The sequence below is a fragment of the Bacillus sp. FSL R7-0685 genome (assembly GCF_038002425.1).
In the GTDB taxonomy this organism is placed as follows: domain Bacteria; phylum Bacillota; class Bacilli; order Bacillales; family Bacillaceae; genus Bacillus; species Bacillus subtilis.
Genome location: NZ_JBBOCN010000001.1, coordinates 2960989 through 2984458, shown reverse-complemented (window position 1 = coordinate 2984458; position 23470 = coordinate 2960989). Strand labels below are relative to the sequence as shown.

25 protein-coding genes and 1 riboswitch are annotated in these 23470 nt (G+C 43.6%); of the genes, 18 read left to right on the top strand and 7 right to left on the bottom strand.

The features are described from left to right. Positions 1-147 precede the first annotated feature (147 nt). Positions 148-624: an RNA deprotection pyrophosphohydrolase gene (gene ytkD, locus MKY50_RS15575; RefSeq protein WP_003229087.1), complete on the top strand. Its 477-nt coding sequence runs from the start codon at positions 148-150 to the stop codon at positions 622-624. Between the two features lie 26 nt (positions 625-650). Here ytkD and MKY50_RS15570 read toward each other — a convergent pair whose 3' ends face one another. The 3 genes from MKY50_RS15570 to MKY50_RS15560 are packed head-to-tail and all read right to left on the bottom strand — an operon-like array spanning position 651 to position 3237. Then, complete coding sequence (locus tag MKY50_RS15570; RefSeq protein ID WP_014477740.1) at positions 651-1463, bottom strand: ABC transporter permease; 813 nt, start codon at positions 1461-1463, stop codon at positions 651-653. After that, complete coding sequence (locus tag MKY50_RS15565; protein ID WP_227057906.1) at positions 1438-2220, bottom strand: ABC transporter ATP-binding protein; 783 nt, start codon at positions 2218-2220, stop codon at positions 1438-1440. Before MKY50_RS15565 ends, MKY50_RS15570 begins: the two co-directional genes overlap by 26 nt. A 12-nt stretch (positions 2221-2232) precedes the next feature. Further along, positions 2233-3237 (bottom strand): ABC transporter substrate-binding protein, encoded by a 1005-nt coding sequence (locus tag MKY50_RS15560; protein ID WP_029318293.1) that lies wholly within the window; start codon positions 3235-3237, stop codon positions 2233-2235. A gap of 151 nt (positions 3238-3388) precedes the next feature. On the opposite strand from MKY50_RS15560, the gene MKY50_RS15555 reads away from it, so the two are divergent. Both MKY50_RS15555 and MKY50_RS15550 read left to right on the top strand, forming a co-directional pair. Then, on the top strand, positions 3389-4162 hold the full coding sequence (locus MKY50_RS15555; RefSeq protein ID WP_029318292.1) for an alpha/beta hydrolase family protein: 774 nt from the start codon (positions 3389-3391) through the stop codon (positions 4160-4162). Positions 4163-4213: 51 nt separating this feature from the next. Next, a complete protein-coding gene (locus MKY50_RS15550; protein WP_004398611.1) occupies positions 4214-4456 on the top strand; it encodes a DUF2584 domain-containing protein in 243 nt (80 codons plus the stop codon). Positions 4457-4494: 38 nt separating this feature from the next. Here MKY50_RS15550 and pckA read toward each other — a convergent pair whose 3' ends face one another. Beyond that, entirely contained in the window at positions 4495-6078 is a 1584-nt protein-coding gene (gene pckA / locus MKY50_RS15545; protein ID WP_029318291.1) for a phosphoenolpyruvate carboxykinase (ATP), read from the bottom strand. Positions 6079-6274: 196 nt separating this feature from the next. Next, positions 6275-6413: riboswitch (SAM riboswitch) on the top strand. Positions 6414-6580: 167 nt separating this feature from the next. Between pckA and metK the strand changes: the two genes are divergently transcribed. The 3 genes from metK (at position 6581) to alaP (ending at position 11358) form a co-directional block, all read left to right on the top strand. Then, positions 6581-7783 carry a methionine adenosyltransferase gene (gene metK / locus MKY50_RS15540; protein WP_003229102.1) on the top strand — a complete coding sequence of 401 codons (1203 nt, stop codon included), beginning with the start codon at positions 6581-6583 and terminating at the stop codon, positions 7781-7783. Between the two features lie 149 nt (positions 7784-7932). Then, a complete protein-coding gene (gene asnB / locus MKY50_RS15535) occupies positions 7933-9831 on the top strand; it encodes an asparagine synthase (glutamine-hydrolyzing) (protein ID WP_004398625.1) in 1899 nt (632 codons plus the stop codon). Between the two features lie 135 nt (positions 9832-9966). Then, entirely contained in the window at positions 9967-11358 is a 1392-nt protein-coding gene (gene alaP, locus MKY50_RS15530; protein ID WP_003229105.1) for an alanine permease AlaP, read from the top strand. 245 nt (positions 11359-11603) lie between these two features. On the opposite strand, the gene MKY50_RS15525 is transcribed toward alaP, so the two are convergent. Beyond that, positions 11604-12119 (bottom strand): gamma carbonic anhydrase, encoded by a 516-nt coding sequence (locus MKY50_RS15525; protein WP_004399093.1) that lies wholly within the window; start codon positions 12117-12119, stop codon positions 11604-11606. Positions 12120-12167: 48 nt separating this feature from the next. Between MKY50_RS15525 and ytpA the strand changes: the two genes are divergently transcribed. Beyond that, positions 12168-12947, top strand: a complete 780-nt coding sequence (gene ytpA, locus MKY50_RS15520; RefSeq protein WP_004398545.1) for a phospholipase YtpA — start codon at positions 12168-12170, stop codon at positions 12945-12947. A 20-nt stretch (positions 12948-12967) separates the two neighbouring features. Next, positions 12968-14071 (top strand): tetraprenyl-beta-curcumene synthase, encoded by a 1104-nt coding sequence (tbcS, locus tag MKY50_RS15515; RefSeq protein WP_220396804.1) that lies wholly within the window; start codon positions 12968-12970, stop codon positions 14069-14071. Here the strand turns inward: tbcS and MKY50_RS15510 are convergent. Together MKY50_RS15510 and MKY50_RS15505 are read right to left on the bottom strand one after the other, a co-directional pair. Beyond that, entirely contained in the window at positions 14061-14645 is a 585-nt protein-coding gene (locus tag MKY50_RS15510; RefSeq protein WP_038429495.1) for a tRNA (mnm(5)s(2)U34)-methyltransferase, read from the bottom strand. The two genes, tbcS and MKY50_RS15510, sit on opposite strands and share 11 nt — an antisense overlap. Next, a complete protein-coding gene (locus MKY50_RS15505) occupies positions 14642-15610 on the bottom strand; it encodes a TIGR01212 family radical SAM protein (RefSeq protein ID WP_024572829.1) in 969 nt (322 codons plus the stop codon). Before MKY50_RS15505 ends, MKY50_RS15510 begins: the two co-directional genes overlap by 4 nt. A 161-nt stretch (positions 15611-15771) precedes the next feature. Here MKY50_RS15505 and MKY50_RS15500 point away from each other — a divergent pair, with 161 nt between their 5' ends. The 10 genes from MKY50_RS15500 (at position 15772) to bceS (ending at position 23422) form a co-directional block, all read left to right on the top strand. Next, entirely contained in the window at positions 15772-16044 is a 273-nt protein-coding gene (locus MKY50_RS15500) for a YtzC family protein (RefSeq protein ID WP_003229117.1), read from the top strand. 155 nt (positions 16045-16199) lie between these two features. After that, a complete protein-coding gene (locus tag MKY50_RS15495; protein ID WP_003229119.1) occupies positions 16200-16337 on the top strand; it encodes a hypothetical protein in 138 nt (45 codons plus the stop codon). Between the two features lie 33 nt (positions 16338-16370). Next, positions 16371-16763 carry a GntR family transcriptional regulator YtrA gene (gene ytrA, locus MKY50_RS15490; RefSeq protein WP_003229121.1) on the top strand — a complete coding sequence of 131 codons (393 nt, stop codon included), beginning with the start codon at positions 16371-16373 and terminating at the stop codon, positions 16761-16763. Further along, positions 16756-17634: an ABC transporter ATP-binding protein YtrB gene (gene ytrB, locus MKY50_RS15485; RefSeq protein ID WP_144483335.1), complete on the top strand. Its 879-nt coding sequence runs from the start codon at positions 16756-16758 to the stop codon at positions 17632-17634. The genes ytrA and ytrB overlap by 8 nt, the downstream gene beginning before the upstream one ends. Then, entirely contained in the window at positions 17628-18614 is a 987-nt protein-coding gene (locus MKY50_RS15480) for an ABC transporter permease subunit (RefSeq protein WP_069964267.1), read from the top strand. Before ytrB ends, MKY50_RS15480 begins: the two co-directional genes overlap by 7 nt. 31 nt (positions 18615-18645) lie before the next feature. After that, on the top strand, positions 18646-19623 hold the full coding sequence (gene ytrD / locus MKY50_RS15475; protein ID WP_341116905.1) for an ABC transporter permease YtrD: 978 nt from the start codon (positions 18646-18648) through the stop codon (positions 19621-19623). A 14-nt stretch (positions 19624-19637) separates the two neighbouring features. After that, positions 19638-20333, top strand: coding sequence for an ABC transporter ATP-binding protein YtrE (gene ytrE, locus MKY50_RS15470; RefSeq protein ID WP_341116904.1), 696 nt, complete (start codon positions 19638-19640; stop codon positions 20331-20333). Continuing rightward, positions 20323-21633: an ABC transporter permease YtrF gene (gene ytrF, locus MKY50_RS15465; RefSeq protein ID WP_004398682.1), complete on the top strand. Its 1311-nt coding sequence runs from the start codon at positions 20323-20325 to the stop codon at positions 21631-21633. The genes ytrE and ytrF overlap by 11 nt, the downstream gene beginning before the upstream one ends. Before the next feature lie 96 nt (positions 21634-21729). Beyond that, entirely contained in the window at positions 21730-22425 is a 696-nt protein-coding gene (gene bceR / locus MKY50_RS15460; RefSeq protein ID WP_033884849.1) for a two-component response regulator BceR, read from the top strand. After that, entirely contained in the window at positions 22418-23422 is a 1005-nt protein-coding gene (bceS, locus tag MKY50_RS15455; RefSeq protein ID WP_004398652.1) for a two-component sensor histidine kinase BceS, read from the top strand. Before bceR ends, bceS begins: the two co-directional genes overlap by 8 nt. Positions 23423-23470 lie beyond the last annotated feature (48 nt).

Here is a 23470-nt window from a genome sequence, read left to right as displayed (position 1 = left end):
TATCGCAAAAAAACTGTACGAGCTAGTCTGCATGCAGAACCTGACGGCGTGCTGGGTTTCCCTTATTTTTTGATAAAAGGCTTCCGAAGAAACGTAACTGTGGTATGATGTATGGAAGATAGCTAGGAACGGATTTGAGGGATAAACATGTACGAGTTTAAAGATTATTATCAGAATACTGTTCAGCTTTCCTTTGACGATCAGCCTTTCTCGGACAGCCCGAAGCATGTCTGGGTGATTTGCCGTTTTGGCGGCAAATGGCTTTTAACAGAACATGAGGACAGAGGCTATGAGTTTCCAGGCGGGAAAGTAGAGCCGATGGAGTGCGCAGAAGAGGCTGCGCTCCGGGAAGTAAAGGAAGAGACGGGCGCGAGAGTCAAAAGCCTCAAGTATCTCGGACAGTATAAAGTTCTCGGAAAAGAAAAAGTGATTGTAAAAAATATATATTTTGCAGATATAGAAAAGCTTGAAAAGCAGGCTGATTACTTTGAAACGAAAGGCCCGGTTTTGTTTCACGAGCTGCCGGAGAACCTTTCCCGCAATAAAAAATTCAGCTTTATTATGAAGGATTCCGTACTTCCGATCAGTTTGAAAAAACTGAAAGAATCTGGATGGATTGAATAAAAAACCCGGCACATGTGCCGGGTTTTTTATGTCCTCCCCTTCGTCCATTTCTTTTCCAGCAGCTCGACGCCCTGATACATCAGAGTGGCGAAGATGGCGATGATCAGCAGGCTTAAGAAGACGAGTGTAAAATTGAAGACTTGGAATCCGTAAATAATCATATATCCTAATCCGACCTTCGAAACGAGGAATTCCCCTACAATGACGCCAACCCATGATAAACCGACGTTCACTTTTAGTGTTGAAATAATCGCGGGGGAGGATGCAGGCAGTATGACTTCTTTAAAAATAACCCACTTTTTTGCGCCGAATGTTTTCATGACTTTCGTATAGTTTTCGTCGACCTCCTGGAAGGCGGTGTAGACAACGATGGTTGTGATAATGACGCTGATGATGGCTCCCATCGCAATGATGCTGATAAAACTGGGACCGAGCGCGACAATCAGAATCGGGCCCAGGGCCACTTTCGGCATTGCATTCAAAATCACAAGATACGGATCTAAAATTCTGGCAAGTCGGTTAGACCACCATAACAAAGCGGCGAGGCACGTGCCCATAAACGTCCCAAGCAAAAAGCCAAGCACCGTTTCAAATAAAGTGACGCCGATGTGTGACAGTAAAGAACCGTCACCAAGTTTCTCCAGCAATAATCGCCACACAGCTGAGGGAGAGCTGAAGATCAGCGGATCGATCCAGCCCTGCCTGCTGGAGGTTTCCCAGCCCGAGAAAAAGAGAATAAATATGGCAAGCTGAAAGGAATGAACCTTCCACTTTTCCTTTTTCTGTTTGAATTGATACTGCTCGTGAAGCAGATCAATGGTTTCTTTGCTGTTTCTCAAGAGAATTCAGCTCCTTCCATATCGTTTGAAACAGTGTCTGGAAGGAAGGTTCCTGACGGGCGTCAAAAGGCAACATCGCGGCCAATTCCTTAGGAATGGTAAAAATCTGATGGATGGTGCCCGGCTGATTTGAAAATAAATAGATCGTATCGCTCATCGCTATCGCTTCCCCTATATCATGAGTGACAAGCACTGCTGTTTTTTGATATTCCTTTAATGTGCGGAATACCAGGTTTTCCAAAGACAGCTTTGTCTGAAAATCAAGCGCGGAAAATGGCTCATCCAGCAAAAGCAGACTAGGGTTAGGCGCAAGTGTTCTTGCAAGCGCAGCCCGCTGGCGCATCCCGCCTGACAGCTCTTTCGGATATTTTTTCTCCACATCTATGAGGCCGAACTCCGGCAATAGACCGAGTGCAGCGGCTTTGCTTTCTTCTGTCAGCGTGTCGGCGATTTTTAAACCGAGAAGCACATTTTCCTCGATAGATTTCCAGGGAAATAAGTAATCCTGCTGAAGCATATAGCCAATATTATGTTCTTTTTGATTCGGCTCACGGCCTTCAATCAGAACTCTGCCTTCTGATGGCTCAATCAAACCGGCAATAATGGAAAGCAGTGTTGTTTTTCCGCAGCCGCTTGGGCCGAGAAATGAGATGAAATCACCTTTTTCGGCATCGAAATGAATATCCCGCACAGCCGTTGTTTTTTCTTTAATAGAAAAATAAGTATGGGTTACATGGTCGACATGTAAGAAAGACATAGATGGCGCCTCCTATTTCTCCGAGGTGACTTTTTCAGCAATATGTTTATTTACAAGCTGATTGTATGGAATGTGCTTCGGCAGTTCTCCCGATTGATCCATAATGGTTTGGAGAAGCTCCCATTCTTTTTCGTTAAGCAGAGGGTCTGGCGAATATGAATGCTGTTTTTTATAGCGTTCAATGGATGTTTCGATGACGTCTGGGTCGGTATCATCAAATTCATCTTTAATGGCATCTGTGATGTCCTTCGCAGAATGGTTTTCAACCCACTGCTGCGCCTTATAAATGGCCTTTGTAAACTTGACGGCTGTGTCTTCATTTTTCTTCAAATAGCTTTTTTTCGCCATAAAAGTCGTATAAGGAACCTCTCCTGATTCTTCTCCGAATGAAGCCACGATATGGCCGATGCCTTTTTTCTCAAAGAGAGAAGCCTGCGGTTCAAAGAGCTGTACATACTCACCGGTTCCAGAAGCAAACGCATTGGCAATATTGGCGAAGTCTATGTTCTGGATAAGGTCTATATCCTTATGCGGGTCAATCTTATGTTTGTTCAGCACATACTCGCCGACCATTTGCGGCATGCCGCCTTTTCGCTGGCCGAGAAACGTTTTTCCTTTCAGCTGATCCCAGTCGAAGTGTTCAACATTTTCTCTCGCGACAAGAAACGTTCCGTCTGTCTGAGTCAGCTGGGCGAAATTAATGACGGGATCTTTAGCCCCTTGCGCTTCGACATAAATAGATGTTTCTGACCCGACAAGCGCGATGTCGGAGCCGTTGGAAAGAAGCGATGTCATCGTTTTGTCTCCGCCCCAGGTCGTATTCACATCGACATCAAGCCCTTCTTCCTTAAAAAAACCTTTAGACTCAGCAACATATAAAGGTGCGTAAAAAATTGAATGGGTCACTTCAGCTACTTTGACTTTGGTGAGCGTTTCTTCCTGCTTGCAAGCCGCCAGGGCGATCATCAGAAAGATACTGCCGACACAGGCGAAGCCCAGCCTTAACCATCTGTTCACATAGACAACCTCCTTATTTCGCATCAAGTTAATATCCTTTTTTGCTTTACATATCGTATGATGGGTATAAAAATGTGTGAATGCCTAACCAGGTTCTCCGGATGTAATTTTGGAGTAAGGAAAGCATATAGAAAAAAAGGAGGCGGCTGTTTTGATTGTAGAGAAAAGAAGATTTCCGTCGCCAAGCCAGCATGTGCGTTTGTATACGATCTGCTATCTGTCAAATGGATTACGGGTTAAGGGGCTTCTGGCTGAGCCGGCGGAACCGGGACAATATGACGGATTTTTATATTTGCGCGGCGGGATTAAAAGCGTGGGCATGGTTCGGCCGGGCCGGATTATCCAGTTTGCATCCCAAGGGTTTGTGGTGTTTGCTCCTTTTTACAGAGGAAATCAAGGAGGAGAAGGCAATGAGGATTTTGCAGGAGAAGACAGGGAGGATGCATTTTCTGCTTTTCGCCTGCTTCAGCAGCACCCAAATGTCAAGAAGGATAGAATCCACATCTTCGGTTTTTCCCGCGGCGGAATTATGGGAATGCTCACTGCGATCGAAATGGGCGGGCAGGCAGCTTCATTTGTTTCCTGGGGAGGCGTCAGTGATATGATTCTTACATACGAGGAGCGGCAGGATTTGCGGCGAATGATGAAAAGAGTCATCGGCGGAACACCGAAAAAGGTGCCTGAGGAATATCAATGGAGGACACCGTTTGACCAAGTAAACAAAATTCAGGCTCCCGTGCTGTTAATCCATGGAGAAAAAGACCAAAATGTTTCGATTCAGCATTCCTATTTATTTGAAGAGAAGCTAAAACAACTGCATAAGCCGGTGGAGACATGGTACTACAGTACATTCACACATTATTTCCCGCCAAAAGAAAACCGGCGTATCGTGCGGCAGCTCACACAATGGATGAAAAACCGCTGACAGTGAAATATGTTATGATAAAGAAAAAAGAGAACGAAAGGGGATTTCACTTTGGGAATGCCTGTTGAATTTAATACACTGATTGTGACAAAAGGAAAAGAAGTCCGCATAGATGAGAATATATTCACGTTAGAGAAGGACGGATACCGAGTATATCCGATGGAGATTCCAATGGATGTACGCAAAACAAAGTTTGGCGAAAAGTCAGGCACAGCTGAAGTGCAGAAGCTTCAATGGGAAGAAGGCCGGACCATCATTACATATAAGCTGACTTCTTTGCATTCCGTCAATTAAAACAAGCCAAGAGCATAATTGCTCTTGGCTTTTGTTTTTTATACGAGAGGGCCGCCTGCCTGGGCGATGGCATCGGTATGTGCGAACTTTTTAAAGTTCTCTTTGAATTCATTTGCAAGGTAGACTGCTTTTTCTTTGTATTCTTCCTTGTTGGTCCACGTGTTTTCAGGCTGAAGGATATGATCAGGAACGCCAGGAACATGGGCCGGAATGTGCAGGCCGAAAATATCGTCAGTTATCATTTCTGCATCCTCTAATTTTCCTTCAATCGCTGCTTTAACCATTGCTCTCGTGTAAGAAAGCTTCATTCGTTCGCCTGTGCCGTAGCCGCCCCCGGTCCAGCCGGTATTGACTAAGAAAACGTCTGCGCCGTGTTCATCGATCTTTTTGCCGAGCATTTCAGCATAGACGTGAGCAGGAAGCGGCAGGAACGGTGAGCCGAAGCATGTAGAAAACGTCGTTTCAGGAGACGTGACACCACGTTCGGTTCCGGCAAGCTTACTCGTGTAACCGCTCAAGAAATGGTACATCGCCTGCTCCTTCGTTAGTTTGCTGATCGGCGGCAGGACTCCGAAGGCATCAGCCGTCAAAAATACAATTGCTGACGGATGGCCGGCCATGCTTGGAGTCACGATGTTGTCAATCATATGAATCGGGTAAGCTGCCCGCGTGTTTTCAGTATAGAAGGAATCATCATAATTGGCTTCGCGTGTATCTTCATCCACAACGACATTTTCGAGAACAGACCCGAAGCGGATCGCGTTAAAGATTTGCGGCTCCTTTTCCTCGCTTAAATGAATGCACTTAGCGTAGCACCCGCCTTCAATATTAAAGACGCCTGTATCAGACCAGCCATGTTCATCGTCACCGATCAGCTTGCGGTCAGCATCTGCCGACAGGGTGGTCTTGCCTGTTCCTGACAGTCCGAAGAAAAGGGCGACATCGCCTTTTTCACCGACATTGGCGGAGCAGTGCATAGATAAAATATCTCTTTCAGGCAGCAGGAAATTCATAATGGAGAAAATGGACTTCTTCATTTCACCGGCATACTCAGTTCCGCCGATTAAAATTGTCCGCTTTTCGAAAGAGACAATAATAAACGTTTCGGAATGAGTGCCGTCTGTTTTTGGATCCGCTTTGAAATGCGGAGCAGAAAGAATGGTGAACGGCTGCTCAACTGTTTTCTTATCATTTCCTTCCGGACGGATAAACAGCTGCCGCGCAAATAAATTGTGCCATGCGAACTCATTTACGACAGTGATCGGCAGCCTGTATTTCTCGTCTGCTCCGGCAAATCCTTCGAAAACAAACAGTTCATCTCGCTCCTTTAAATAGCTGACAACTTTCGTGTACAGCCGCTCAAACGCTTCTTCTGAAATCGGCTGATTCACCGGGCCCCAATCGATCTTATTTTTCGTGCTTTCTTCCTCCACGATGAATTTATCTTTAGGTGAGCGTCCTGTGTAAGCGCCTGTTGTCGCGCGAACAGCACCTGTGGATGTTAAAATGCCTTCGTTTCGGGAGAGGACTTTTTCTGTTAGCTGTGCTGCTGATAAATTATGACGCACATTTGGACATGTTAATAAGGCTTGTAAATCAGTGGTCAAATCAACTGAGTTCATATGAAACCTTCCTTTATCGTTTTTTGTGTTTTGCTAATTGTGAATTAGTATAACATATATTTTCAAATAGTCTATACTATTTATCATTTTTTGTGTGTGCATTTCCATTGTTTTCCCTCAATATAGGTGCCTATTTCTTCTGAATCATATTGACATTGCAAACCCTTTTACGATAAGATATTTCATTGAGCGGATACTCTTATCCCGAGCTGGCGGAGGGACAGGCCCTATGAAGCCCAGCAACCGGTTTCTCTGTTATTTATTATGTTCAACTGAGTGAGACAACCAAGGTGCTAACCTGTTGCAAGGTTGTATGATTCCTTGAGCGATAAGAGTGAAAGGCACAAAGACCAAACCCTTTCCTCGATGGAAAAGGTTTTTTTATTTCATAAATATGCCAATTAACATTCTCTAATATAACTGTACATTGTATAAGAGGGAGCGAGTTCCGTATCATATATACAAGGTCTTTCGGGAGGCCTTGTGCAGGAGGAAGCAAATCATGAGTAAAAATCGTCGTTTATTTACATCAGAATCTGTTACGGAGGGGCATCCGGATAAAATCTGTGACCAGATTTCTGACAGCATTTTAGATGAAATTTTAAAGAAAGACCCTAACGCGCGTGTTGCTTGTGAAACATCTGTGACAACAGGTTTGGTTCTTGTAAGCGGAGAGATCACAACTTCTACGTATGTTGACATTCCGAAAACGGTTCGCCAAACCATTAAAGAAATCGGATACACACGTGCAAAATACGGATTTGATGCGGAAACTTGTGCGGTTTTAACATCAATTGATGAGCAGTCTGCTGATATCGCGATGGGCGTAGACCAAGCGCTTGAAGCCCGTGAAGGCACAATGAGCGACGAAGAAATTGAAGCGATTGGTGCGGGTGACCAAGGATTAATGTTCGGTTATGCGTGCAACGAAACGAAAGAGCTTATGCCTCTTCCAATTTCACTTGCCCATAAATTAGCCCGCCGCCTAAGTGAAGTCCGTAAAGAAGATATTCTTCCGTACCTTCGCCCTGACGGCAAAACACAGGTAACGGTTGAGTACGATGAAAATAACAAACCAGTCCGCATTGACGCGATTGTTATTTCAACTCAGCATCATCCTGAAATTACACTTGAGCAAATTCAGCGCAACATTAAAGAACATGTAATCAATCCGGTTGTTCCTGAAGAGCTGATTGATGAAGAAACAAAATATTTCATCAACCCTACAGGACGTTTCGTAATCGGAGGCCCTCAAGGGGATGCGGGACTTACAGGACGCAAAATCATCGTTGATACGTACGGCGGCTATGCACGCCACGGCGGAGGCGCGTTCTCAGGTAAGGACGCGACGAAGGTAGACCGTTCTGCAGCTTATGCGGCAAGATACGTTGCGAAAAACATCGTTGCGGCTGAGCTTGCTGATTCTTGCGAAGTACAGCTTGCTTACGCGATCGGTGTTGCACAGCCTGTGTCAATCTCAATCAACACATTCGGTTCCGGAAAAGCTTCTGAGGAAAAACTGATTGAAGTTGTTCGCAATAACTTTGATTTACGACCTGCCGGCATTATCAAAATGCTTGATTTGCGCCGTCCGATCTACAAACAAACTGCTGCGTACGGCCACTTTGGACGTCACGATGTTGACCTTCCATGGGAGCGCACAGACAAAGCGGAGCAGCTGCGTAAAGAAGCGTTAGGAGAATAATTTTATAGCCGCTTACTGGTTAAGCGGCTTTCCCTTTTTTATCGTTGTATTCATGTTTATTTTTTTACATAACTGTGAAACCAAATACTATTCACAGCGTCTATAAATAGGGGTTCAATGATGACAATTTTAATTATGGAGGCAATACTATGTGTGGATTTGTCGGGGTTTTTAACAAGCATCCGTTAGCTCAAACCGCTGATCAAGAAGAACTAATCAAACAAATGAACCAAATGATCGTTCACCGCGGTCCTGACAGTGATGGATATTTCCATGATGAGCACGTCGGCTTCGGATTCAGACGGCTCAGCATTATTGATGTAGAAAATGGCGGACAGCCTTTATCATATGAAGATGAAACATATTGGATTATCTTTAACGGAGAAATCTATAACTATATCGAACTGAGAGAAGAACTTGAAGCAAAGGGGTACACATTCAACACGGATTCGGACACAGAGGTTCTTCTTGCGACTTACCGTCACTATAAAGAAGAAGCGGCGTCCAAACTGCGCGGTATGTTTGCCTTTCTGATTTGGAATAAAAACGATCATGTGCTTTATGGGGCAAGAGATCCATTCGGCATTAAACCGTTGTACTACACAACGATCAATGATCAGGTTTATTTTGCCTCAGAGAGAAAAAGTTTAATGGTTGCTCAGAATGATATTGAAATAGATAAAGAGGCATTGCAGCAGTACATGTCTTTCCAATTTGTTCCTGAACCAAGCACGCTTGATGCCCATGTGAAAAAAGTAGAGCCGGGTTCACAGTTCACAATCCGCCCGGACGGCGATATCACATTCAAAACGTATTTCAAAGCGAACTTCAAGCCGGTTCAGACTGAAGAAGACAAGCTTGTGAAAGAAGTCCGAGACGCGATCTATGACTCTGTAAACGTTCATATGAGAAGTGACGTTCCTGTCGGTTCGTTCCTGTCTGGCGGGATTGATTCTTCCTTTATTGTGTCTGTTGCGAAGGAATTTCATCCAAGCTTAAAAACATTCTCTGTCGGCTTTGAACAGCAGGGCTTCAGTGAGGTTGATGTAGCGAAAGAAACGGCAGCGGCGCTGGGCATTGAAAATATCAGCAAAGTCATTTCGCCTGAGGAATACATGAATGAGCTTCCGAAGATCGTATGGCATTTTGATGACCCGCTTGCTGATCCGGCAGCGATTCCGTTGTACTTTGTTGCAAAAGAAGCGAAAAAACATGTAACGGTTGCTTTATCAGGTGAAGGAGCGGATGAGCTCTTCGGCGGATATAACATTTACCGTGAACCGCTTTCGCTTAAACCGTTTGAACGGATTCCGTCCGGCTTGAAAAAGATGCTTCTGCACGTTGCTGCCGTTATGCCTGAAGGTATGAGAGGGAAGAGCCTGCTTGAGCGCGGCTGCACTCCGCTTCAGGATCGTTATATCGGTAACGCTAAAATCTTTGAAGAGTCTGTCAAAAAGCAGCTGTTGAAGCATTATAATCCGAACCTTTCATATCGCGATGTGACGAAGACTTACTTTACAGAAAGCAGCTCGTACAGCGATATCAACAAAATGCAGTATGTCGATATCCACACTTGGATGCGCGGCGACATTTTGTTAAAGGCGGATAAAATGACGATGGCGAATTCTTTGGAACTGCGTGTGCCGTTCTTGGATAAAGTCGTATTCGACGTCGCTTCAAAAATTCCTGATGAGCTGAAAACGAAGAACGGCACGACGAAGTATCTTCTTCGCAAAGCCGCTGAAGGAATTGTGCCTGAGCACGTATTAAACCGCAAAAAGCTTGGTTTCCCTGTACCGATCCGTCATTGGCTGAAAAACGAAATGAACGAATGGGTGCGGAATATTATTCAGGAAAGCCAAACGGATGCTTATATCCATAAGGATTATGTCCTTCAGCTTCTTGAAGACCATTGTGCGGACAAGGCTGATAACAGCCGTAAAATCTGGACTGTGCTAATCTTTATGATCTGGCACAGCATCAATATTGAAAAACGGTATATGCCTGAAGAGCTGAGCCATCAGCCTAAAGAAGTCATCTTTGTGTAACAGACAACAAGGCTTTCGAGTAGTCGAAAGCCTTGTTGTTATCCTTTTATTTCTCCATCATCATTGGTTTACCCAATTCATACGAAATATTCAGAAAAATGATTTAATGATATTTTTTTCTAGGGGAGAAGAAGCATGCAAAAACAAAAACAAGAGTTGCACCGCGGACTCGAAGAAAGGCATATTTCTTTAATGTCTTTAGGAGCTGCTATAGGAGTAGGGTTGTTCCTCGGCTCCGCATCAGCTATTCAATTAGCAGGGCCTGGTATTTTGGTAGCGTATGCCGCAAGCGGCCTGGTCATGTTTTTTATTATGAGAGCGCTTGGGGAAATGGCTATTCAAAAACCGGTTGCAGGCTCCTTCAGCAGGTATGCGCGTGATTATTTGGGACCGCTTGCAGGCTATTTAACAGGGTGGAACTACTGGTTTTTATGGGTTGTCACTTGTATGGCCGAAATTACTGCTGTCGGCATCTATATGGGGTTCTGGTTTCCTGACGTGCCAAACTGGATTTGGGCATTATCGGCGCTGGTCATTATGACGGGTGTTAATTTCCTGGCTGTCAAAGCTTACGGTGAGCTGGAATTTTGGTTCGCATTGATTAAAATTGTTGCGATCTTATCCATGATTGCAGTCGGTTTATTGATGATTATTGCAGGAGTCGGCAATGGGGGCATTGCCACCGGAATCAGTAATTTGTGGAACAACGGAGGATTTTTCCCTCATGGATTAAAAGGGGTTCTATTGTCTCTTCAAATGGTCATGTTCGCATATTTAGGGATTGAAATGATCGGGGTGACGGCTGGCGAAGTAAAAAACCCGCAAAAATCGTTAGCCAAAGCAATCGATACAGTATTTTGGCGGATTTTGATTTTTTATGTAGGCGCTTTATTTGTCATTATGTCTATTTATCCGTGGCAGGAAATTGGCTCTCAAGGAAGTCCATTTGTTCTCACATTTCAAAAAGTGGGCATTCCATCGGCCGCAGGTATCATTAACTTTGTCGTGTTGACAGCCGCGCTGTCTTCATGCAACAGCGGTATTTTCAGCACAGGGCGGATGCTGTTTAACTTGGCGGAACAGAAAGAGGCGCCACAAGCATATGGTCAGCTGACGAAAGGCGGCATCCCGGGTAAAGCTGTTCTGGCTTCAGCGGGCGCTTTATTAGTCGGAGTGCTGTTAAACTATGTTGTCCCTGCGAAGGTATTTACTTGGGTTACAAGTATTGCGACGTTCGGAGCGATTTGGACGTGGGCAATCATTTTGCTTTCTCAAATAAAATACAGGAAAAGTTTGAAGCCGGAAGAAAAGAAACAATTAAAGTACAAAATGCCTTTATTTCCGTTTACGTCTTATGTGTCATTGGCATTTCTAGCATTCGTCGTCATTCTTATGGCTTACAGCCCTGATACAAGAGTAGCCGTGATTATCGGGCCGATATGGTTTCTCATCTTGCTGGCTGTGTACTATGGAAAAGGGTTTCATAAAAAAAATGCAGCTGCTGCCAGCGAACGAAATATCAGCTGACAAAAAGAGCTCCCAGTGGGCTCTTTTTGTGTGTGCTCATAGAAAATAGAGAACAGGAAAGAATAGGTATGTGTGTTTGCAGAGGCTGTTTATAGTTTTGTGATAAGATAAAAGTCATACGTTTCATGCTATATGTGAACGTTTTATGGAAAAATCGAAACCCGAACTGTTATGACGTCCGGGTTAACGATGGTTATTGCTTTCAAATATAATTTGAAAAATGGTAAAGTAAGACGAAGCAGGTCTTATGTTTGTTGAAGAAATTTATAATATTGGCCCTTTTCTACATATTCTGACCGTATTCTTTGCATATCTTTTCGGTCTTCTTCCGTCAAAGGGCGGATGACTTTTGCAGGGCGGCCAAAGGCGAGATGGCCAGGCGGAATGATTTTTCCGGGCGGGACAAGACTGCCGGCACCAATAAAAGCGCCTTCGCCAATTTCGGCTCCGTCTAAAATGATTGAGCCCATCCCGATTAAGGCGTTCTTGCGGATAACAGCGCTATGAAGTGTAACCTGATGGCCTATCGTGGCGTCATCTTCAATGAGCAGCGTCTTGTTCGGGCTTTGATGGAGGCAGCTTAAATCTTGGATATTGACTCTGTTTCCGATTCTGGTCGGCGCAACATCTCCCCTTATGACAACAGAAAACCAAATGCTGGACTGTTCTCCGATCACGACATCACCGGTAATTGTTGCATTATCAGCTATAAAGGCTGTTGGGTGGATATCTGGCTTGTGTTCCTTATAAGGGTAGATCATAAGATTCATCCTTCTTTCTCTATTTAAATTTCGTATGAGGTGAAGAACATGTGGACCTGGAAAGCAGACAGACCTGTTGCAGTGATTGTAATCATTCACGGGGCAAGTGAATATCACGGACGATATAAATGGCTGATTGAAATGTGGCGGTCTTCGGGTTATCACGTTGTCATGGGCGATTTGCCTGGACAGGGAACAACGACAAGAGCGAGAGGGCATATTCGCTCGTTTCAAGAATACATTGATGAAGTAGATGCTTGGATAGATAAAGCGCGAACCTTTGATCTGCCGGTTTTTCTTCTAGGTCACAGCATGGGCGGTCTGGTCGCGATTGAATGGGTTAAACAGCAAAGAAATCCCCGGATTACGGGAATTATTTTATCATCACCGTGTCTTGGACTGCAAATTAAAGTCAATAAAGCGCTTGATCTTGCATCAAAAGGTCTGAATGTCATCGCTCCGTCACTTAAGGTTGATTCGGGATTATCAATTGATATGGCGACGCGCAATGAGGACGTCATCGAGGCTGACCAAAATGATTCGTTATACGTCAGGAAAGTTTCTGTCAGATGGTACAGAGAGCTTTTAAAGACAATTGAATCGGCAATGGTGCCGACAGAGGCATTTTTGAAAGTTCCGCTTCTTGTGATGCAAGCCGGTGATGACAAGCTTGTTGACAAAACGATGGTCATCAAGTGGTTTAATGGTGTTGCTTCTCATAATAAAGCATACAGAGAGTGGGAAGGGCTTTACCATGAGATCTTCAATGAACCCGAGAGAGAAGATGTTTTTAAAGCAGCAAGAGCGTTTACTGATCAATATATTTGAACTAGTAGGGGGTGCATGTGTTGACAGTACCGGAACATCCTTTTGGATTGATGGCAAAGGTATATCGAGATATTTTTCCGCTCGTTCATCAAGAGCTGGACATATGGAAGCAAAAATCAGAATCGATTCATAACAGTGAATTGAAAGCACAGGCAACCGCAAGTATTCGGGACAAAACGTTTCACTGTGAAGGCGGCGGCATACTGGCCTTATTGTCAGGCAGCCAAAAACAGAAATGTGTCGAGTTTATCATCGCGTATCAAACGATTAGTGATTATTTGGACAATCTGTGTGACCGCAGCACCTCGCTGGACCCGCAGGATTTTCGGATGCTCCATGCCTCAATGCAGGATGCACTGACAGTTGGGGCGGAACTGCAAAATTATTATCAATTCAGGGAAGAACAGGATGACAGCGGATATCTGCACGAACTGGTCAAAACGTGCCAGCGTGTCCTTGGTTCCATTGAGCACTATGACATGATTAAACCTTATCTGCTTGAACTGTGCGGCTATTATTGCGATTTGCAGGTGCATAAGCACGTTATTGAGCATGAGCGTGTTCCGCGGCTTGAAAAGTGGTTTGCTCAATATGAATCAGAGCTGCCTGAGATGGAATGGTATGAATTTTCAGCCTGTGCAGGCTCAACGTTAGGCATTTTCTGTCTGGTTGCGTATTCGTTCCAGCCTGATTTCACAGAAAGCACCGCTAAAAAAATCCGCGACAGTTATTTTCCTTACATACAGGGTCTTCATATTCTTCTTGATTATTTGATTGATCAAGAGGAGGACTTGTTGGAAGGAGACTTGAATTTCTGCTCGTATTATCAGTCTCATGAAGAGATGATGGACCGGCTTGAACACTTTATCCATAAAGCCGACGAGCATTTACAAGGCATTCCGCATGAAAACTTCCATCGTTTAATCAATCGCGGCTTGCTTGGCGTTTATTTGTCAGATGATAAAGTGGCAGGCCAAAAGGAAATGGGCCGGCTCGCAAAGAAGCTGATCAAAGCCAGCGGAAAAACCTCCCTTTTCTTTTATATCAACGGCAGAGCCTACCGGAAATTTCAAAAAATGTCCTGGATGAAAAACTCAAAGAAAAAAGCTCAAATCATTTGCTGATCTGAGCTTTTTTTTCGATGGCGATAATAAATGGCGGGTCATTTTGCTGATTGATAAATCCGTATGATAATACACGGGCTGTTTGCTGGTCCAAGTCCCGGCAAAACTCGAGCACGTCGTTTTTTTCAGCTTTGCCTTCCGGGTGGCCATGATAGACGACGAGAACAATCAGACCTTCGTCTTTCATGATGCCGAGAAGCTGTTCAATGGCTTTGATCGTAGAACTGCCGTTTGTCGTAATTGATTTGTCCCCGCCCGGCAAATAGCCGAGGTTAAATACCGCGGCCGCCACTTTGCCATGTGTTTCAGGCGGGAGGGATTCAGCGATTTTATCATGGCTTTTGTGAAATAACGTTGTTCGCGCTTGATACATGTCACCGAGCCGTTCCTTTGTATTGGCCACGGCTGATTCTTGGATGTCGAATGCGTACACATGACCGTTTTCACCAACAAGCTCCGCTAAAAACTGTGTATCATGTCCGTTGCCCATTGTCGCATCTACGACAATATCTCCTTCTCCCGCGGCCATTTTCAGCAGTTCTTTGCTGTAGGGAAGAATTTTCTTCAAAATCATAGCGCTGATTCCTCCTCAAGCCGCTGAAAGAACTTTCCTTGATAGCTGCCTCGATTTTCTAGCTCTTTATTAATGGCGCCAAGCACTTCCCATTTGTTGACGCTCCACATTGGCCCGATCATCAACTCAATCGGTCCGTCACCTGTAATGCGGTGGACGATCATTTCAGGCGGAATGATCTCAAGCTGATCGCAGACGAGCTGCACATAATCATCTTGAGAAAGAAATTCCAGCTTCCCCTTTTCATATTGCTTGACCATTGGCGTGCCTTTCAGTAGGTGAAGCAGATGGATTTTAATGCCCTGGACGTCCAAATCTGCGACGGCCTTTGCCGTTTCCATCATCATGTCCCGGTCTTCCAAAGGCAGCCCATTGATAATATGCGAGCAGACACGTATGCCGTGTTTTCTTAATTTATTGACGCCTTCCACATAGCAGTTAAAATCATGTGCGCGGTTGATCAGAAGTGCAGTCCGTTCATGAACTGTTTGAAGCCCAAGCTCCACCCACAAATACGTACGTTCATTCAGCTCTGCCAAGTAATCAACGACATCATCAGGCAGACAGTCCGGGCGTGTGGCGATCGAAATGCCGACCACATCATCTAAGGCGAGGACGGATTCGAATTTCTCACGAAGCACCTCAACCGGGGCGTGAGTGTTTGTGAAAGCCTGAAAATAAGCGATGTACTTGCCATCCTTCCATTTTTCGTGCATGCGGTTTTTGATGTCATGGAATTGCGTAATTAAATCATCGGCCCGGTTCCCGGCAAAATCGCCGGAGCCTGCTGCGCTGCAAAACGTACAGCCTCCGTGGGCTACGGTGCCGTCCCGATTCGGACAGTCAAAACCGCCGTCAAGCGCCACTTTAAATACCTTATGGCCGAAATGTTCTCTGAGATGATAATTCAATGTATGATAGCGTTTTTCCGTATTTGAATAAGGAAAAGGATTGTTCTGCATCACAATTCATGTGCCTCCTTGCGTACGATTGCATCCTAAAATTGTAGCACGCATTTCACAAGAGAACAAATGAATATCGACCATAAATTACTTTATTGAACAAAGTCAGATGAGGCTACAATATGAATGATGGATGATTTCCATTACCAAGAGGAGGGGTTACTGTGGCAACAAGACAATCAGTAGATGAACATCTCCAGCAATGTATGCAGGCCTATGATTATGCTGAAGAACAGCTGAAAATCGCTTCTAAACAAGAGCATTATAACGATCAAGAATATAGTGATGCACAAATGCAGCTTGAAGATGCGGTAAATGCCTTGAATAAGCTATGGCTGTCGTCAAATGATCAGCAGAGAGAACAGCTGTACAGAATGAGGCTTCAGCTTCAATCTTTGCAAAATAATATGATCCTGCAGCACCCTCTTGATGTGTAGGAAAACGGACCCTTTTAAAAGGGTCCGTTTTTTTTGTAAAAAAAGGATTGACTTTGTGAGTTAAAGTATTTATTGTATTAAGTGTACTAATTGAAGTAATACACTATAGACACTAATATAAAATCATTTATATATTGACATTAAGGGAGGCAGTTATGAAACATAAAAAACGAAACAAACGTAACGTGCCAATGCTGATTGCGGCATCTGTGATCGCTTGTTCTTTTTTTCTTGTTCTTGTGATGATCGGTTTTGAATGGCAAAAAAGTATAATTGATCATTTTTATCTATAAAAGGTTCAGATCGTATAGAAAGTAGGGAAGTAAATGATTCAAATCGATCCAAGAAGCTCAACACCCATTTACGAACAAATTATTCAGCAAATGAAAGAGCTTTGTTTGAAAGGGATCATGAAGCCTGGTGATAAGCTTCCTTCTGTCAGAGAATTGGCGACGATCATTATTGCGAATCCGAACACTGTCAGCAAAGCGTATAAAGAACTTGAGCGAGAGGGGATTATTGAAACGCTGCGGGGCAGAGGGACCTATATATCGGAGAATGCAAAAACGACACTGGTTGAAGGGAAGATGACGATGATTAAAGAGCAACTCAAACAGCTCATCATCGATGCACACTATGCAGGGGTTGAGCTGGAAAAACTGCACGAATGGATAAAGGAAATCAGCGCTGATGTGAAGGGAGGCAAAAAAAATGATTGAACTGCGGCAGCTGTCAAAAGCGATTGACGGCAATCAAGTATTAAAAGATGTTTCATTAACAATCGAAAAAGGAGAAATCTTTGGATTGCTTGGACGCAACGGATCAGGGAAAACGACGATGCTTCGCTTAATCCAGCAAATCATTTTCCCTGACAGCGGAACGATTTTATTTGACGGCGTAGAAATCAAAAAGCACCCGAAGGTCAAACAAAATATCATCTACATGCCTGTTCAAAATCCTTTTTACGACAAGTATACATACAAGCAGCTTGTTGATATCCTGAGAAGAATATATCCGAAATTTGATGTCACGTACGCGAATGAACTGATGAACAGATACGAAATTCCAGAAACGAAAAAATACCGTGAGCTGTCGACAGGCTTAAAAAAACAGCTGTCCCTCGTTCTGTCGTTTGCGGCGAGACCGGCGCTGATCCTCCTTGATGAGCCGACGGATGGAATAGACGCGGTGACAAGGCATGATGTGCTGCAGCTGATGGTCGATGAAGTGGCAGAGCGTGATACGAGTATCCTGATTACGTCCCACCGGCTTGAAGACATAGAGCGGATGTGCAACCGAATTGGTTTTCTCGAAGATAACAGACTGACCAACGTCATGGATCTTGATGAGTTAAAAGAAGAATACATTAAAATTCAAATGGCTTTCGATACAGATGTCAATTTGGCCATCAGAGAGCAAAACATTCCGATGCTCGATCAGGCCGGCGTGTTTTACACAGTGCTGATTCCGAAAAGCGATGAGGAGAAAAAGAGCTTTTTGAGAGAGCTGAAGCCAAAAGTATGGAATGAGCTTCCTGTCAACCTGGAAGAAGTGTTCATTGCGAAGTTTGGAGGGAAGCGGAGATGGTAGACCGAGGTCTCCTCTATCGAGAGTGGAAACAGAATCAAGTGGTGATTTTGCTGAGTATTGTGTTTTTAGTCTTGGCAAATCCTTTAACGATTTATCACTCATATTCTTTAAACGAGTCATGCCTAGCACATTCAGACCCAAAACTGTGTGCATTTTTTGTGGATTACCACATAGACAGCATGATTCAAATCAATTGGGTGATAGGGATTATACTGGCAGTATGTTTGGTCGGGCTTGAACGTTCGAGAGGTACGATGGACTTTTTGTTAGGTCTTCCATATAAAAGAAGTCAAATTTTTCAAACGAAATTTTGGCTAGGCGCAGTTGTCCTTGTGCTTTCACAATTAGTCGGATTTTTATTGGCATGGCTGCTGATTCTTTTCTTAAAACCTGAACAAGTAAACTTTTTTGAACATGGAAGCATTGGTGTTATGATCACTAGCATTATGTTTTACTCATTAGTAATGGCCGCTGGGTCGTTAGCTGGAAACGCTTTTGCTCAGTTGTTGACAGCTTTTGCAACTTCTGTATTGCCATATTTGATTATCGTATTGCCATTTTCTAATATAGAGATTATCTCAGGGGTTCAAGTTTGGAGACTAATTCCTAACGTTGAATATTACTTCGATTTTGAAAATAATTTGATGAACTTTTCCCCAATTGCTTATGTGGATTCAAGTTGGGTGGCGGAAAGTAAATATTTATTATTAATCCCTGCAGTGATGAGTATTCTCTTTTATTTCATTGGTTATATCAGTTTTATAAAACATCATAATGAGCGTAATGGATACTTTTTCTTATGGAAAACATTAGATCGACCTATTCAAATCCTTGTCATCGTGTTAGGAATCCTAGGTTTTGGTATAGTGGGGCATTCTGCTGGCGAATCCATAGCGGGTTACATTATCGGCATGATTATCGGAGGAATTGTAGGATTTTTGATCAGTTATTTTTCCATCTTTAAAAAAGTAAGACATTAAGATAACGGTTTAAAGTTCGGAGGGAAGTAAAATGCCGGATTCCGGTCTGCTTTATAAGGAGTGGAAACAAAATAAAGTCGCCTTAGTTATCACCATTTTGGTTTTTATATTGGGTAATCCATTATCAATTTTAAATATGTATCTCATCTATCAAGGCTGTGTCACTGGAAAAGAAAATTGGGTCGGCCCCTGCGTATTCAGCGTTGATTATTTAAACAGCTCATTTATCTCATTGTTTTGGATTTGGGGAGTCGTTTTGGCGGTCAGCCAGCTAGGGATTGAACGAAGCAAGGGCTTTTTTGATTTTACATTAAGCCTTCCGTATACAAGAGGGCAGATATTTCATGCGAAGTTCCTTACTGGCGGAATGGTGATTGTGATACCGCAACTCATAGGTTATGTTTTATCTGTTTTGCTGATCATGCTTTTGAAGCCTGATCAGGCCGTTTATTTTCACAATTACAGCCTTGGTATGATCATCATCAGCATGCTGGCTTATTCGCTTGTTATGGCGGGTGGAGCTCTGACAGGCAATATTTTTGCACAGCTTTTGGTCTCATTTACCGTGGCCATTTCGCCATTTTTACTCATCAGCCTGCCTGCGATCAACCTCGAGATCCTTTTTGGCGGATCAATCGATTTTATCCATGGTCCAGTACCTAAATGGGTGCAGTATTTCATTCCGATAATTTATGTAGACTCGAAATGGGCTGAGAATTCACCATATTATTTAGTCATTCCGGCTATCATGACTATCATTTTTTACATCATCGGCTATATTAGCTTTGTTAAAATGTCTAATGAAAGAAACGGATATTTCTTCTTATGGAAGCCGCTTAACCGCCCGGTGCAGATCATCGTTATTATCATAGGAATCATGGGCTTCAGCTATTTTGGATTTACTGCAAGCGAGAGCTTTGCCGGTTATCTCATTGGCATGGGTACAGGTGCGGTAATCGGTTTCTTGATTAGTTATTTTGCGATTTATAAAAAAATGAAACTTTTGTAAGGGAGAGAGAACATATGATTGATGTTCAGCATATCGACCATTCTTTCACGATCGGAAAAAAGGGCCGTGAGAATGAAGTTCCAGTATTGAAGGATGTTTCATTGAGCGTGGCGAAAGGGGAAATCGCCTGCATTGTCGGACGAAGCGGCTCAGGGAAATCAACGCTTTTGAATTTGATTTCCGGCTACATATCGCCGACAAAAGGGCGGATTGTCATTAATGGCACTGATGTTACGGAGTTTAATGAAAAGGAATGGGCGCAATTTCGGCTTGACCATTTCGGGTTTATTTTTCAGAGCTTTCAGCTCATCCCGGGTTTAACGACGTATGAGAATGTGGAAATGCCGCTGGCGTTAAAAGGAATCAAGCCCTCTGAGCGGAAGCAAAAGGTGCAGGACATGCTGAAACGCGTCGGTCTGGAAAGCCACGCCGCTCATTATCCGAATGAACTGTCAGGCGGCCAGCAGCAGCGTGTCAGTATTGCTCGAGCATTGATTTTAAATCCTTCGATTATCTTAGCAGATGAGCCGACGGGAAGCCTTGATTCAGAAACGGAACATGAAGTGCTGGAATTGATCCAGCAGCTGAATCGTGAGCGTGGCATTACATTTGTGATCATTACTCACGATGATGAAGTCGCTTCTATCGGACATTCAAAATTTCAGCTTCATGATGGTGTGCTAAAAGGAGGAATTACCGTTGAGGTTTAAGGATCAGGTTCATTTTATCAGAAGAAATATGAAGAAAAACAGGCTTCGCGTCTTTATGACGATTCTGGCGACAACAATGGCGTGTGCGTTTTTGGTTGTGTTGTCGTCCGTTGGATTTGGGATTCAAAAGACGATTACAGATATGACAATGAGCCAGCAGATTGTAACGAAAGTCAGCGTAATGGGCAAGGAAGGAGACAAGCCGATTAAAAAAGCTGATTTAGAGAAGTATGATCACGTAAGGTCAGTTGTAGAAAGAACGCAAGTGTATGAACCAAACAAAGCTACTTTAGGCAATCGTACAAATGAAAGCTCAAATCTCATTTTTACTAATATGAATGATGAATTAAAGGCCAATATGGAATTGGAAAAGGGAAGAGTCGCAAAGTCGGAAAATGAAATCGTAGTAGGATACGACTTCGCAAAGAGATTATTAACGAAAAAAGAATCGGAAGAATATAACAAAAAAATCGAGGAAGCAAAAGGAAATCCAGAAGATATAAAAGAACCAAAGGGCTATACGAAAGATATTCTAAATAAAACAATTGAACTAAGTGTATCGAAGACAGATTCTAAAACAGGGGATGTTACAAAAACAAAAACATATGACTTTAAAATTGTCGGTATTACAAAAAAACCATCTCAAGACTGGATGGAGGACTCAAATATTTTTATCAGTGATCAATTCAAAAAAGATTTTTCGGAATTCTTAGATTTCAAAGGCGGAAATGTTGAAACGAACATTGGTGTTTTTGCTGATAAGTTTGAGAATGTGGAACAGCTGACAAATGATCTAACAGATGACGGGTACTATGTCACATCAGTGACTACCGAACTTGAGGGAGCCAATACCTTCTTCATGGTCTTCAAAATCGGACTGATCTTTGTCGGATGTATCGCAGTTATCATTTCAGCGATCGGCATTTTTAACACGATGACGATGGCGGTGACAGAGAGAACGCAAGAGATCGGCATTATGAAAGCGATTGGGGCGAGCCCGTCAATCATTCGCCGAATGTTCTTGATGGAAAGCGCGTATATCGGAATTTTAGGCTGTGTGATTGGGATTATCATTTCTTACGGCGTGAGCTACCTTGTCAACCTGGCCGTTCCGATGATTCTTGCGGCCACAAGCGGTGGCGATGCGGGCGATTTGAATTACACATTCTCCTACATCCCGGCGAGCCTTGTGATCATTGCCGTTGTGATTTGCGGAGGGGTCGCAGTCATTTCCGGAATGAACCCGGCGAGAAAAGCTACCAAAACCAACGTGCTGACAGCGTTGAGAAGAGAATTATAATGCGAACGAGCCGGCTGAGACAGCCGGCTTTTTCTATAGCGCATGCTGGCGTTTTGCTATACACTTGATAAAAAAGGAAAAAGTGCGGTGAGTCGATTGTTTAAACTTTTGCTGATTGAAGATGATGAATCGCTGTTTCATGAAATCAAGGATCGTTTAACGGGATGGTCCTATGATGTATACGGCATTCAGGATTTCAGTCAGGTGCTGCAGGAATTTGCGGCGGTTAATCCTGATTGTGTCATTATTGATGTGCAGCTGCCTAAATTTGACGGCTTTCATTGGTGCCGTCTGATCCGCTCCCGGTCAAATGTTCCGATTCTCTTTTTATCCTCCCGGGATCATCCTGCTGATATGGTGATGTCCATGCAGCTCGGGGCAGATGACTTTATCCAAAAGCCATTTCATTTTGATGTGCTGATTGCGAAAATCCAAGCAATGTTCCGGCGTGTGCACCATTATAATACGGAGCCGAATACGATTAAAACGTGGTGCGGCGCTGCTGTAGACGCGGAGCAGAACCTCGTCAGCAATGACAAAGGATCTGTTGAACTGACCAAAAATGAAATGTTCATTCTAAAACAATTAATAGAGCAAAAAAACAAGATCGTCAGCCGGGAAGAGCTGATCAGAAGCTTGTGGAACGATGAGCGTTTTGTTAGTGATAATACGCTGACCGTCAATGTCAATCGCCTGCGAAAAAAACTGGACGCCCTGCAGCTTGGTGCATATATCGAGACAAAGGTGGGCCAGGGCTACATCGCGAAGGAAGAGGACAAGTTCTATGATTAAAGCATTCCTTATCGAAAGGCGGAGCTGGATTGCCGCTTTTTTGTTTCAGCAGGCTTTGATGCTGTTCATTGCTTTTGTCGATCCTTCCATATCATTTGGGAATGTACTTTATATGGTGTATTTGTGCATCTTGTTTTTTATCATATTCCTTTGGTTCCGCTATCGGAAAGAAACAGCGTTTTATAAAAGCTTGAAAACATGGGAGAACAATCTCGATGTGACAGCCATAAATGAACCGGAAACGCCGTTTGAAGCAATGGTTGAAAGAAGCATTGCCGGGCAAACAGAACACTTGAAGCAGACCGCAGCACGGCATCGCTTAGCATTGGAAAATGAAAAAGATGAGCTGATGGCATGGATCCATGAGGTCAAAACCCCATTAACAGCGATGCATTTAATCATTGATAGAATGGAAGAAAAAGCACTGAAATCCCAGCTGTCATATGAATGGCTGCGTATTCACCTGCTTCTTGATCAGCAGCTTCATCAAAAACGCATTTCATTTATTGAAAACGACCTGTCAGTAGAATTCATTCAGCTTCAGCCTTTGATCTTTAAAGAAATCAAAGATTTACAATCGTGGTGTATCCAAAAAGGGATCGGTTTTGACATACAGCTCGAGGCCAAAGAAGTGCTGAGCGATGCAAAATGGCTGGCGTTTATCATCAGGCAGCTGCTGACAAACGCGGTGAAATACAGCGAAGCCTCTGAAATCGAGATCAAAAGCTTTCAAAAAGGGGAACAGACGCAGCTCCAAGTGAAAGATTGTGGCAGGGGCATTGATCCAAAAGATGTACCGCGTATTTTTGATAAAGGGTTTACATCCACAACGGATCACCATGATCAAGCGTCAACTGGCATGGGGCTGTACTTGGCAAAAAAAGCAGCGGCGCCGTTATTGATCCATATTGATGTTGAGTCGGAGTTTGGTGCGGGAACAGTTTTTACATTAACCTTTCCAATACGGAATCAATTTGAACATGTCATAAGCGTGTGACGAAAATGTCACATGCTTTTCTTTTTTGTTCGCCGTATCGAAGGAAAA

Bases quoted from the DNA above. Each gene is read 5' to 3' on its own strand.
- ytkD (WP_003229087.1), top strand. From the start codon at position 148: ATGTACGAGTTTAAAGATTATTATCAGAATACTGTTCAGCTTTCCTTT.
- MKY50_RS15565 (WP_227057906.1), bottom strand. From the start codon at position 2,220: ATGTCTTTCTTACATGTCGACCATGTAACCCATACTTATTTTTCTATT.
- pckA (WP_029318291.1), bottom strand. From the start codon at position 6,078: ATGAACTCAGTTGATTTGACCACTGATTTACAAGCCTTATTAACATGT.
- metK (WP_003229102.1), top strand. From the start codon at position 6,581: ATGAGTAAAAATCGTCGTTTATTTACATCAGAATCTGTTACGGAGGGG.
- asnB (WP_004398625.1), top strand. From the start codon at position 7,933: ATGTGTGGATTTGTCGGGGTTTTTAACAAGCATCCGTTAGCTCAAACC.
- alaP (WP_003229105.1), top strand. From the start codon at position 9,967: ATGCAAAAACAAAAACAAGAGTTGCACCGCGGACTCGAAGAAAGGCAT.
- MKY50_RS15525 (WP_004399093.1), bottom strand. From the start codon at position 12,119: ATGATCTACCCTTATAAGGAACACAAGCCAGATATCCACCCAACAGCC.
- ytpA (WP_004398545.1), top strand. From the start codon at position 12,168: ATGTGGACCTGGAAAGCAGACAGACCTGTTGCAGTGATTGTAATCATT.
- MKY50_RS15510 (WP_038429495.1), bottom strand. From the start codon at position 14,645: ATGATTTTGAAGAAAATTCTTCCCTACAGCAAAGAACTGCTGAAAATG.
- MKY50_RS15495 (WP_003229119.1), top strand. From the start codon at position 16,200: ATGAAACATAAAAAACGAAACAAACGTAACGTGCCAATGCTGATTGCG.
- ytrA (WP_003229121.1), top strand. From the start codon at position 16,371: ATGATTCAAATCGATCCAAGAAGCTCAACACCCATTTACGAACAAATT.
- ytrB (WP_144483335.1), top strand. From the start codon at position 16,756: ATGATTGAACTGCGGCAGCTGTCAAAAGCGATTGACGGCAATCAAGTA.
- MKY50_RS15480 (WP_069964267.1), top strand. From the start codon at position 17,628: ATGGTAGACCGAGGTCTCCTCTATCGAGAGTGGAAACAGAATCAAGTG.
- ytrD (WP_341116905.1), top strand. From the start codon at position 18,646: ATGCCGGATTCCGGTCTGCTTTATAAGGAGTGGAAACAAAATAAAGTC.
- ytrE (WP_341116904.1), top strand. From the start codon at position 19,638: ATGATTGATGTTCAGCATATCGACCATTCTTTCACGATCGGAAAAAAG.
- bceS (WP_004398652.1), top strand. From the start codon at position 22,418: ATGATTAAAGCATTCCTTATCGAAAGGCGGAGCTGGATTGCCGCTTTT.